This window comes from Pseudomonas sp. GM78 (assembly GCF_000282475.1).
Taxonomy (GTDB): Bacteria; Pseudomonadota; Gammaproteobacteria; order Pseudomonadales; family Pseudomonadaceae; genus Aquipseudomonas.
In genome coordinates this window covers 41510-51531 of record NZ_AKJF01000088.1, presented here as the reverse complement: position 1 = coordinate 51531, position 10022 = coordinate 41510, and the positions used below count along the sequence as shown (strand labels likewise).

Below are 10022 nucleotides of genomic sequence, written 5' to 3'. Positions count from 1 at the left end.
CGGCAGCTCCTACAGGATCGGGTTTGCACGCGGTCAATGTAGGAGCTGCCGAAGGCTGCGATCTTTTAACGGCTTGCGTGGTAAAGGCTCACGTGCCGAAACTCTTCGGGCTCACACAGATCCGGCAAGGTCATGGCCTCCAGCATTTCGATGCGCTGATACAACGGATGCTGGAAATCCCGCACCCGCGAATCCGCCACCAAGGCTTCCCGACCACGACTGAGAAACTCATCGAGCAGCGGCAGGTTCGCCCGGTCGTACAGCACATCCGCCACCAGGATCAGGTCAAAGCGATCGTCTTCGGCGAAAAAATCCGTCGAGTAGGTGAGCTGTACGTCATTGAGTTCGGCATTCGCCCGACAGGCGGCAATCGCCAGCGGGTCGAGGTCGCAGGCCACCACTTCCAGCGCCCCGGCCTTGACCGCGGCAATCCCCGCGACCCCGGAGCCGGCACCGAAATCCAGCACCCGCTTGCCTTTGACCCAATGCCGGTTCTGCGCCAGGTAACGGGCCACGGCCAGGCCGCTGGCCCAGCAGAAACTCCAGTACGGCGGTTCATGCAGGATGCGCCGGGTCTCTTCCGGGCTGAAGGCGCGGTCCATGTTGTCGCCATCGATCAGCCACAGCTTCAGATCCGTCTCAGGCAACTCACAAGCGACCAGTCGCGCATCTCCGAGCAATTCCCCCAACGCCTGTTGCAGGTCCAGCGGCGTCTTCATGGGGCTTTGACGAATTGCAGCTGGCCCAGCACCTGGGTGGTCGGCTGATAGATCCGCTGTGATGGCAGGTGCAGGATCAGTTGACCCGACTGGCTGGCGCGGCCGCGCAGTTCAACCCGGGCGCCCGCCGGGAACGCGTCTGGATTGAAACGCAGATGAAACGGCAATACCTGGTTGGTGCCGATCAGGTTGGAACTGGCGAGCAATTGTTGCGGGCGGTCCTTCTCGTCGATCACCAGCAGCGCCAGCTCGACTTCGGCGCCGTCCGGCACGCCTTGCAGGGTACCGCTCAATTCCCGTTGATAGGCTGGCAACGGGCCGAGGTTGGCCGATTCCCGGGCTTTCTTCTGCGCCTGCTGCGGCGCCGGGCCTGGCGTTGGCGGCTGGGGGGCATCGCTGCTGCAAGCCACCAACAGGCTGAAAAGGCTGAGCAAAACGAGCGGTCGTAACGGCATTGGCAGCTCCGGAAGGGTGAAATCCATGGATCATGTGATCATCCCGTCTGTATACCGCAAACCCTATGGCTTGTCTTGCCACCCGGATGCGCTACCATGGCCCTCCCTTTTTTTGTTGCCTGCCACCATGCACTGTCCCTTCTGCGGTGCCAACGACACCAAGGTCATCGACTCGCGTCTGGTCGCCGAGGGCGAACAGGTGCGCCGCCGGCGTGAATGCCTGGCCTGCGGCGAACGTTTCACGACGTTTGAAACCGCTGAACTGGTGTTGCCGCGCCTGATCAAAACCGACGGCAGTCGCCAGCCGTTCGACGAAGAAAAACTCCGCGCCGGCATGCAGCGTGCGCTGGAAAAGCGCCCGGTGAGTGTCGAGCGCCTCGAGTCGTCGCTGGTGCACATCAAACACAAACTGCGCGCCACCGGCGAACGCGAGGTCAAGTCCCTCGTGGTCGGTGAGCTGGTGATGGCCGAGCTGCAGAAGCTCGACGAAGTCGCCTACATCCGCTTCGCCTCGGTGTATCGCCGCTTCCAGGACCTCAATGAGTTCCGCGAAGAGATCGATCGCCTGGCCAGGGAACCGGTGAAAGAATGACCACGCCAGCAGAGCTAGCCATCCTCGACGCCCATTACATGGCCCGCGCGCTGGAGCTGGCGCGCAAAGGGCATTACACGACTCACCCCAACCCGCGGGTCGGTTGCGTGATCGTGCGCGACGGGCAGATCGTCGGCGAAGGCTGGCACGAACGCGCCGGTGAGCCCCACGCCGAAGTCCACGCGTTGCGCGCCGCCGGTGAGCTGGCCCGTGGCGCCACCGCCTACGTGACCCTCGAACCTTGCAGTCACCACGGTCGCACGCCACCGTGCGCCGATGCGCTGGTCAACGCCGGCGTGGCACGGGTCGTGGCAGCGATGCAGGACCCGAACCCGGAAGTGGCCGGTCGTGGCCTGCAACGCCTGGCCCAGGCCGGCATCGCCACCGAAAGTGGTGTGCTGGAGGGTGAAGCGCGCAAGCTCAATCAGGGATTCCTCAAGCGCATGGAACATGGCTTGCCGTTCGTGCGGGTCAAGTTGGCCATGAGCCTGGACGGTCGCACGGCGATGGAAAGCGGCGAAAGCCAATGGATCACCGGGCCCGCGGCGCGTTCGGCGGTGCAACGCCTGCGTGCCCAGGCCAGCGTGGTGCTGACCGGTGCCGACACCGTGCTGGCGGATAACGCCCGCTTGACCGTACGTGCCGATGAGCTGGGCCTGGATGCCGAGCAAACCGCTTTGGTGATGAGCCGTCCGCCACTGCGCGTACTGGTCGACGGGCGTCTGCGGGTGCCGCTGGATGCCCCTTTCTTCAAGGCCGGCCCGGCGCTGGTCGCCACCTGTGTGGCGGTGGAAGAGCAATACGCCAATGGCCCGGAATGCTTGATCGTGCCCGGCTACGACGGTCAGGTCGATCTGCGTCAGCTACTGGTCGAGCTCGCCAACCGTGGCGTCAACGAGCTGTTGGTGGAGGCCGGTCCACGACTGGCCGGTGCTTTCGCTCAACTCGGTTTGGTGGATGAGTTCCAGATTTTCATTGCCGGCAAGTTTTTGGGCTCTTTGGCACGGCCGCTGCTGGACTGGCCGCTCGCGCAAATGAAAGATGCACCCGAGCTCAAAATCACCGAAATTCGCGCGGTGGGCGATGACTGGCGAGTCACTGCCATTCCTTCACCGGCAGCGAGCGTATAATTTCCGGCCATCGCTATAGCGCTGGCTCTGTTCTCGAGGAGAACCCCATGTTCACCGGCATCATCGAATCCATCGGCAGTATTCGTGCATTGACCCCTAAAGGCGGGGATGTGCGGGTCCACGTCGAAACCGGCAAGCTCGACCTGAGCGACGTCAAACTGGGCGACAGCATTGCGGTCAACGGCGTGTGCCTGACCGCTGTTGAACTGCCGGGCAATGGCTTTGCGGCTGACGTCAGTCGCGAAACCCTCGACTGCACCGCCATGAATGACCTCAAAAGCGGCAGCCCGGTCAACCTGGAAAAAGCCCTGACCCCGACTACTCGCCTCGGCGGGCACCTGGTCAGTGGCCATGTGGATGGCGTGGGCGAAGTGGTTGCCCGCACCGAAAACGCCCGTGCCGTGGAGTTCCGCATCCGCGCGCCAAAAGAACTGGCCAAGTACATCGCCCATAAAGGCTCGATCACCGTCGACGGCACCAGCCTGACCGTGAACGCAGTCGATGGCGCCGAGTTCCTGCTGACCATCATTCCGCACACCCTGAGCGAAACCATCATGGCGTCGTACCAGCCAGGCCGCCGGGTGAACCTGGAAGTGGACTTGCTGGCGCGTTATCTGGAGCGCCTGCTGTTGGGCGACAAGGCCGCTGAGCCAACTGCCGGCAGCACCATTACCGAAAGCTTTCTGGCCGCCAACGGCTACCTCAAATCCTGAAACTCAATTTCTAAAAGAATGGGGGTGCCTTGTGGCGCTCAATAGCATCGAAGAACTGGTTGAAGACATCCGCCAAGGCAAGATGGTCATCCTCATGGATGACGAAGACCGCGAGAACGAAGGCGACCTGATCATGGCCGCCGAGTGCTGCCAGGCCGAACACATCAACTTCATGGCCAAGCATGCCCGTGGCCTGATCTGCATGCCGATGAGCCGCGAGCGCTGCGAACTGCTCAAGCTGCCGCTGATGGCCCCGCGCAACGGTTCCGGTTTCGGCACCAAGTTCACCGTATCGATCGAAGCGGCCACCGGCGTCACCACCGGTATCTCTGCCGCCGACCGCGCGCGCACCGTGCAAGCGGCAGCCGCCCGTGATGCCAAGGCTGAAGACATCGTCAGCCCCGGCCACATCTTCCCGCTGATGGCCCAGGCCGGCGGCACCCTGGCCCGCGCCGGCCACACCGAAGCCGCGTGCGACCTGGCGCGCATGGCCGGTTTCGAGCCGAGCGGGGTGATCTGCGAAGTGATGAACGACGACGGCACCATGTCCCGTCGCGCCGAGCTGGAAGCTTTCGCCGCTGAACACAACATCAAGATCGGCACCATCGCCGACCTGATCCACTACCGGATGATCCACGAACGTACCGTTCAGCGGATTGCCGAGCAGCCTCTGGACAGCGAACTGGGCCAATTCAACCTGGTGACCTATCGTGATTCCGTGGAAGGCGACGTGCACATGGCCCTGACCCTGGGCACTGTCTGCGCCGAAGAACCGACCCTGGTTCGGGTGCACAACATGGACCCGCTGCGCGACCTGCTGATGGTCAAGCAACCGGGCCGCTGGAGCCTGCGCGCCGCCATGTCCGCGGTTGCCGAGGCCGGCAGTGGCGTGGTGCTGTTGCTCGGCCACCCACTGGATGGCGATGTATTGCTGGCGCACATTCGCGAAACCGCCGACCACCTGGCGGTGAAAAAGCCGACCACCTACAGCACCGTGGGTGCCGGTTCGCAGATCCTGCGTGACCTCGGCGTACGCAAAATGCGCCTGATGTCGGCACCGATGAAATTTAATGCGATATCCGGTTTCGATCTGGAAGTTGTAGAATACGTGCCCTCCGAATAATGACCGGTCGTTTCCGGACTTGAATTCGCGGCAAATAAATCACCGAGGGACGCGTACGAGACGCGTCCCGGCTCTTTAAGAGATCTATCGAATGACCCTGAAGACCATCGAAGGTACCTTCATCGCCCCTAAAGGCCGCTATGCTCTGGTAGTAGGCCGTTTCAACAGTTTCGTCGTTGAAAGCCTGGTCAGCGGTGCTGTTGATGCCCTGGTTCGCCATGGCGTGAGCGAAAGCGACATCACCATCATCCGTGCCCCTGGCGCCTTCGAAATCCCGCTGGTTGCGCAAAAAGTCGCTCAGAAGGGCGAGTTCGCGGCAATCATCGCCTTGGGCGCGGTCATTCGTGGCGGTACTCCGCACTTCGAATACGTGGCTGGCGAGTGCACCAAGGGCCTGGCCCAGGTGTCCATGGAGTTCGGTGTGCCGGTCGCTTTCGGCGTCCTGACCGTTGATTCCATCGAGCAAGCCATTGAACGTTCCGGCACCAAGGCCGGGAACAAAGGTGCCGAAGCTGCCCTGTCCGCTCTGGAAATGGTCAGCCTGCTGGCGCAGTTGGAGGCCAAGTGATTAGCGACGAAAGCGATCGTTTCAACCCGCGCGATCCAAAACCTGCGGATGCTGGCAAGCCATCGAAAAGCGTCAAGCGTCGCGAAGCCCGTCAGCTCGCGACTCAGGCGCTGTACCAATGGCACATGGCCAAGCAGTCGCTGAACGAGATCGAAGCGCAGTTCCGGGTCGATAACGATTTCACCGATGTCGATGGTGCGTACTTCCGCGAAATCCTGCACGGGGTTCCGCAGTTCAAGACCGAAATCGACACCGCGCTCAAGCCTTGCCTGGACTTGACCATCGAAGAGCTGGACCCGGTTGAACTGGCGGTTCTGCGCCTGTCCACCTGGGAACTGCTCAAGCGTGTCGACGTACCGTACCGCGTTGTGATCAACGAAGGGATCGAACTGGCCAAGGTCTTCGGTTCCACCGATGGCCACAAGTTCGTCAACGGCGTGCTCGACAAGCTGGCCCCGCGTCTGCGTGAAGCTGAAGTCAAGGCGTTCAAGCGCTGATCGGCGCTTGATTCAGCGATGGGCGAGTTTGAGCTGATCCGCAATTTCTTCGCCGCCGCGCCTTGTGCGCAGGGCGGCGAAGGCGTTGCCCTCGGGATTGGCGATGACTGCGCCTTGCTGGCTGTTCCTCCCGGGGAGCAGTTGGCGATTTCCACCGACACCCTGGTGGCCGGTGTGCATTTCGCCGACCCCTGCGATCCGTTTCTGCTCGGCCAGCGTTCGCTGGCCGTGGCCGTCAGCGACCTGGCTGCCATGGGCGCCACCCCCGTTGCCTTTACCCTTGCCCTGACCTTGCCGACGGTGACTGCCGATTGGTTGCAGGCCTATGCCCGTGGTTTGAACCAGATGGCGCAAAGCTGCGGCGTGGCGTTGGTGGGTGGCGACACCACCCGTGGGCCGCTGAGCCTGACCATGACCGTGTTCGGGCGCGTGCCGGGCGGTCTGGCGCTGACCCGCAGCGGTGCGCAACCGGGTGATCTGCTGTGTGTGGGCGGCGACCTGGGCAATGCCGCCGGTGCCTTGCCGTTGGTGCTCGGCCAGCGCACGGCCCAGGCGTACATTGCCGAACCGCTGTTGGCGCATTACTGGTCGCCGCAACCGCAGCTCGGCTTGGGCCAGGCGCTGCGTGGCAAGGCCACGTCGGCCATGGATATCTCCGATGGCCTGCTCGCTGATTGCGGGCATATCGCGCTGGCCTCGAAGGTCGGAATCGAAGTCGAACGGGATCGTTTGCCGCTGTCGCAGAGCCTGGTCGATTTTCTCGGTCGAGAGGACGCACAGGTAGCGGCCCTGAGCGGCGGCGACGATTACGTCCTGGCCTTCACCCTACCGTCCGTCGAGTTACCACTGTTGCTGGCCGACGGCTGGCCGATCCATGTGATTGGGCGGGTGGTAACGGGGCAGGGCGTGACGCTGCTGGACGCCGAAGGCAAGGACATCACCCCGCATACCCGGGGCTATCAACATTTTCGGGAGACACCGTGACAGATCACCCCAAACAGGTTCCGGCGGAGTTCGTACCGCCTTCGGTCTGGCGCAATCCCTGGCATTTCCTCGCGTTTGGCTTTGGCTCGGGCACCTTGCCAAAGGCTCCGGGCACCTGGGGGTCGCTGGTTGCGCTACCCTTTATCCCGTTATGGCAGATGTTGCCCGACTGGGGTTACTGGTTGATGCTGGGCATCACCATGCTGTTCGGCTTCTGGCTGTGCGGCAAGGTGGCCGATGATTTGCGGGTGCACGACCACGAAGGCATCGTCTGGGACGAGATGGTCGGCATGTGGATCACCCTGTGGCTGGTGCCGGAAGGTTGGCAGTGGCTGCTGGCGGGATTCCTGATGTTCCGCTTCTTCGATATCCTCAAGCCGTGGCCGATTCACTGGGTTGACCGGCATGTGCATGGAGGCGTCGGCATCATGCTCGATGATGTGTTGGCCGGGGTGTTTGCGTGGTTGGCGATGCAGGGGCTGGTATGGATTTTCGCCTGAGGGATTAATTGGGAGAACTAGGGATGGCTCGACGCTGGTTGGTAGCGATGGTGTTCGCGGTGTTCGGTGTATTCGCCCAGGCGGAGGAGGCAACCACCGCGCCGACGGTGATTCATCTGGCCAGCGAAGACTGGGAAGACTATACCGCTGCCGACGGCCACGGCCTGGGTTGGGACGTATTGCGCAAGGTCTTCGAGCCGGCGGGGGTCAAGCTGGACATCCGCAGCGAACCCTATGTGCGCTCGATGGGGCTGGCCGAGCGGGGTGAAGTCGATGCCTGTGTCGGCTCCTACCATGAAGAATCCAGCGATGTGCTGTATCCGCGCTGGAACTTCGATACCGATCATATCTATGCCCTGGGCCTGGCCAGCAGTCCGCAACCGACCCCGCAAACCCTGGGCAATTACCGCCTGGCGTGGGTACGTGGCTACGACTATCAGGATTATCTGCCCAATATTCGCCGCTACAACGAAGTGTTAAGGCGGACCGGCATCGTTTCGATGCTGACGCAGAACCGCGCCGACTTCTACATCGACGCGCTGACCGAAGTCGATTGGGTGCTCAGTCGGGCCAAGGATCCTTCGCAGTTCCGCCGCACCCATATCGCCGAATTACCGCTGTACCTGTGCTTTGCCAAGACCCCGGCGGCCCGCAGCCTGATGGCGTTGTTCGACCAGCGCATGGCGCAATTGGTGAAAAGCGGTGAGCTCAGGCCGATCTTCGAACGCTGGAAGCAACCCTACCCATTCGATGAGAATGAGCAACTAACAGGCCAGTAATCAGACTTTTTGATAGTTATGGCCGATAATTCAGCCTAAGCGTCGGTTGGAACCTGCTGTTACAATGCCGGCCTGCGAATCTTCAGACTTTTAGATCAGGAGCACACCGGTGCCTGTCGTTTTTGTCGCCGCTTCCAAGCTGCCAACGCCTTTTGCGCAATTCATCATGCACGGCTTTCTCGATGAGGCCACCGGTCGCGAGCACGTCGTGCTGAGCCTGGGTGAGATCGCCGACGGTGCCCCGGTACTCGGTCGGTTGCACTCCGAATGCCTGACGGGCGATGCCTTGTTCAGCCAGCGTTGCGACTGCGGCTCGCAACTTGAGGCCGCTCTGCAGGCCATCGCCCGTGAAGGTCGGGGCGTCTTGCTGTATTTGCGTCAGGAAGGCCGTGGCATTGGCCTGCTGAACAAAATCCGCGCCTATGAGCTTCAGGACGGCGGTGCCGACACCGTTGAAGCCAACGAGCGCCTGGGCTTTGCCGCCGACCAGCGTGATTACGCCATGTGCCTGCCGATGCTGGAGCACCTGGGGGTGAAATCCCTGCGCCTGATGACCAACAACCCACGCAAGGTCAAAGCCTTGACCGACATGGGCATCGCGGTCGCCGAGCGCGTGCCGCTGCACACTGGCCACAACCCGCACAACAAACTCTACCTGGCGACCAAGGCCAGCAAACTCGACCACATGATGGGCAACGAACATCAGGGCGAGGTAGACCGGGCGTGACCCGCGGTCAGGTACGGCGGCGACTGTCCGTCAACTGGTGGCAATACCTGGCGTTGGCCTTGTTGCCGCTGTTCGTGATCAACGCGGTGTTCGGCCAGGGTGAAGCCATCCTGCCGGTGCTGGCGATGCCGTTGTTCATCGCCGGTGTGGCCTCGATGTTTGTCAGCCTGAAGTTTTTTGGCGGCTACAAACATGCATTGATCGCCACCCAGAAAGCCCTCGATACCCCTGAAGAACCTGGCGCATGGATCCACCTGGCGGCCAAGCGGCGCACAGCGTTCCTCGCGGCTGGCCTGCCAGCGTGGATCGGTGCATTGGCGGTGTTCGTCGGCCTCGAAGCAGTGCCGCTGATGCTGCTGGCGCTGTCGACCGCGGTGCTGTTCTACCTCTACCGTATTCCGCGTCAGCTCGGTTGATGCGTCTCGCTTGGCTGGCGCTGTTGCTGCTGGCCACCAGCGGCTCGATCGGGGCGGTGGAGCGGGTTGTCAGCCTTGCCCCGTCCCTCACTGAAATGGTCGTCGAACTGGGTTCGGCCGACTTGCTGGTCGGCGTGCTGGATGCCGGCGAGCGTCCCGCCGAACTCAAGGACTTGCCCTCCGTGGGCCGCTACGGTCAACTGGAGATGGAGCGCTTGCTCAGCCTCCAGCCTGATTTGCTGCTGCTCTGGCCCGGCAGTGTCGGGCCGGCCCAGCGTGAGCAACTCAAGCGCTTGAATATTCCGACTTACGTCGCCGAACCCCATGATTTCCAACAGCTCACCGCGCAGATCGAGGCGATCGCCGTGCAGCTTGGTCGGCCTGAGCGTGGGGTTGCGTTGGCCGGCGGTTTGCGTCAGCGGCTGGCTGAGCTGCGCAAGCGTTACCGGCGCGACCAGCCGTTGCGGGTGTTCTATCAGGTCTGGGATCGGCCGCTCTATACCGTGGGCGGTGGGCAGATCATCAGCGCTGCGCTTGACGTCTGCGGGGCGCAAAACGTGTTTGCCGATCTGGCGCTGCCGGCACCGCAGGTCAGCGTGGAGGCGGTGTTGCAGCGTAATCCCGAGGTGATTCTGGCCGGCGATCAGGCGCAGCTGGATGCATGGAAGGCGTGGCCGCACGTGGCGGCGGTCCGGCAGGGGCAGTTGCGGCTGGTGACTGACAAGGGGTTGGAGCGGCCGAGCGGGCAGATGATCGAGGCGACGGCCAAGTTGTGCCGATTGATCGCGCCTGATCGTTGAGACCGAGGTGTATTCATCG

At 62.5% G+C, this 10022-nt stretch carries 14 protein-coding genes; 12 read left to right on the top strand and 2 right to left on the bottom strand.

The window, feature by feature from the left end; translation table 11 throughout:
• Positions 1-65: 65 nt before the first annotated feature.
• Together PMI35_RS16600 and PMI35_RS16605 are read right to left on the bottom strand one after the other, a co-directional pair.
• Positions 66-719 carry a class I SAM-dependent methyltransferase gene (locus tag PMI35_RS16600; protein ID WP_008059531.1) on the bottom strand — a complete coding sequence of 218 codons (654 nt, stop codon included), beginning with the start codon at positions 717-719 and terminating at the stop codon, positions 66-68.
• The gene (locus tag PMI35_RS16605; RefSeq protein WP_008059528.1) at positions 716-1174 is read right to left on the bottom strand and encodes a YbaY family lipoprotein; all 459 of its coding nucleotides are present in this window, start codon (positions 1172-1174) and stop codon (positions 716-718) included. Before PMI35_RS16605 ends, PMI35_RS16600 begins: the two co-directional genes overlap by 4 nt.
• A gap of 127 nt (positions 1175-1301) precedes the next feature.
• Between PMI35_RS16605 and nrdR the strand changes: the two genes are divergently transcribed.
• From nrdR to PMI35_RS16665, 12 genes are all read left to right on the top strand, one after another.
• Entirely contained in the window at positions 1302-1766 is a 465-nt protein-coding gene (nrdR, locus tag PMI35_RS16610; protein WP_003228656.1) for a transcriptional regulator NrdR, read from the top strand.
• Positions 1763-2896 carry a bifunctional diaminohydroxyphosphoribosylaminopyrimidine deaminase/5-amino-6-(5-phosphoribosylamino)uracil reductase RibD gene (gene ribD / locus PMI35_RS16615; RefSeq protein ID WP_008059525.1) on the top strand — a complete coding sequence of 378 codons (1134 nt, stop codon included), beginning with the start codon at positions 1763-1765 and terminating at the stop codon, positions 2894-2896. The genes nrdR and ribD overlap by 4 nt, the downstream gene beginning before the upstream one ends.
• A 47-nt stretch (positions 2897-2943) precedes the next feature.
• Positions 2944-3609, top strand: a complete 666-nt coding sequence (locus PMI35_RS16620) for a riboflavin synthase (protein ID WP_008059524.1) — start codon at positions 2944-2946, stop codon at positions 3607-3609.
• A gap of 31 nt (positions 3610-3640) precedes the next feature.
• Entirely contained in the window at positions 3641-4732 is a 1092-nt protein-coding gene (gene ribBA / locus PMI35_RS16625) for a bifunctional 3,4-dihydroxy-2-butanone-4-phosphate synthase/GTP cyclohydrolase II (RefSeq protein ID WP_008059522.1), read from the top strand.
• 91 nt (positions 4733-4823) lie between these two features.
• Positions 4824-5300, top strand: a complete 477-nt coding sequence (gene ribH / locus PMI35_RS16630) for a 6,7-dimethyl-8-ribityllumazine synthase (RefSeq protein WP_003228649.1) — start codon at positions 4824-4826, stop codon at positions 5298-5300.
• Positions 5297-5797 carry a transcription antitermination factor NusB gene (gene nusB, locus PMI35_RS16635; RefSeq protein ID WP_008000432.1) on the top strand — a complete coding sequence of 167 codons (501 nt, stop codon included), beginning with the start codon at positions 5297-5299 and terminating at the stop codon, positions 5795-5797. Before ribH ends, nusB begins: the two co-directional genes overlap by 4 nt.
• An 18-nt stretch (positions 5798-5815) precedes the next feature.
• Entirely contained in the window at positions 5816-6781 is a 966-nt protein-coding gene (gene thiL / locus PMI35_RS16640; protein ID WP_008059519.1) for a thiamine-phosphate kinase, read from the top strand.
• Complete coding sequence (locus PMI35_RS16645; RefSeq protein WP_008059518.1) at positions 6778-7281, top strand: phosphatidylglycerophosphatase A family protein; 504 nt, start codon at positions 6778-6780, stop codon at positions 7279-7281. The genes thiL and PMI35_RS16645 overlap by 4 nt, the downstream gene beginning before the upstream one ends.
• A gap of 23 nt (positions 7282-7304) precedes the next feature.
• Positions 7305-8060, top strand: a complete 756-nt coding sequence (locus tag PMI35_RS16650) for a substrate-binding periplasmic protein (RefSeq protein ID WP_008059516.1) — start codon at positions 7305-7307, stop codon at positions 8058-8060.
• Between the two features lie 109 nt (positions 8061-8169).
• Complete coding sequence (gene ribA / locus PMI35_RS16655; RefSeq protein WP_008059515.1) at positions 8170-8787, top strand: GTP cyclohydrolase II; 618 nt, start codon at positions 8170-8172, stop codon at positions 8785-8787.
• Complete coding sequence (locus PMI35_RS16660; protein ID WP_008059514.1) at positions 8784-9203, top strand: hypothetical protein; 420 nt, start codon at positions 8784-8786, stop codon at positions 9201-9203. Before ribA ends, PMI35_RS16660 begins: the two co-directional genes overlap by 4 nt.
• Complete coding sequence (locus PMI35_RS16665) at positions 9203-10003, top strand: cobalamin-binding protein (protein WP_008059513.1); 801 nt, start codon at positions 9203-9205, stop codon at positions 10001-10003. Before PMI35_RS16660 ends, PMI35_RS16665 begins: the two co-directional genes overlap by 1 nt.
• The last annotated feature ends 19 nt before the right edge of the window (positions 10004-10022 follow it).

What these genes read in the sequence shown, in the direction of transcription:
- ribD (WP_008059525.1), top strand. Translation starts at nt 1,763, where the DNA reads ATGACCACGCCAGCAGAGCTAGCCATCCTCGACGCCCATTACATGGCC.
- PMI35_RS16650 (WP_008059516.1), top strand. Translation starts at nt 7,305, where the DNA reads ATGGCTCGACGCTGGTTGGTAGCGATGGTGTTCGCGGTGTTCGGTGTA.
- ribH (WP_003228649.1), top strand. Translation starts at nt 4,824, where the DNA reads ATGACCCTGAAGACCATCGAAGGTACCTTCATCGCCCCTAAAGGCCGC.
- PMI35_RS16665 (WP_008059513.1), top strand. Translation starts at nt 9,203, where the DNA reads ATGCGTCTCGCTTGGCTGGCGCTGTTGCTGCTGGCCACCAGCGGCTCG.
- thiL (WP_008059519.1), top strand. Translation starts at nt 5,816, where the DNA reads ATGGGCGAGTTTGAGCTGATCCGCAATTTCTTCGCCGCCGCGCCTTGT.
- PMI35_RS16620 (WP_008059524.1), top strand. Translation starts at nt 2,944, where the DNA reads ATGTTCACCGGCATCATCGAATCCATCGGCAGTATTCGTGCATTGACC.
- PMI35_RS16600 (WP_008059531.1), bottom strand. Translation starts at nt 719, where the DNA reads ATGAAGACGCCGCTGGACCTGCAACAGGCGTTGGGGGAATTGCTCGGA.
- PMI35_RS16605 (WP_008059528.1), bottom strand. Translation starts at nt 1,174, where the DNA reads ATGCCGTTACGACCGCTCGTTTTGCTCAGCCTTTTCAGCCTGTTGGTG.
- nrdR (WP_003228656.1), top strand. Translation starts at nt 1,302, where the DNA reads ATGCACTGTCCCTTCTGCGGTGCCAACGACACCAAGGTCATCGACTCG.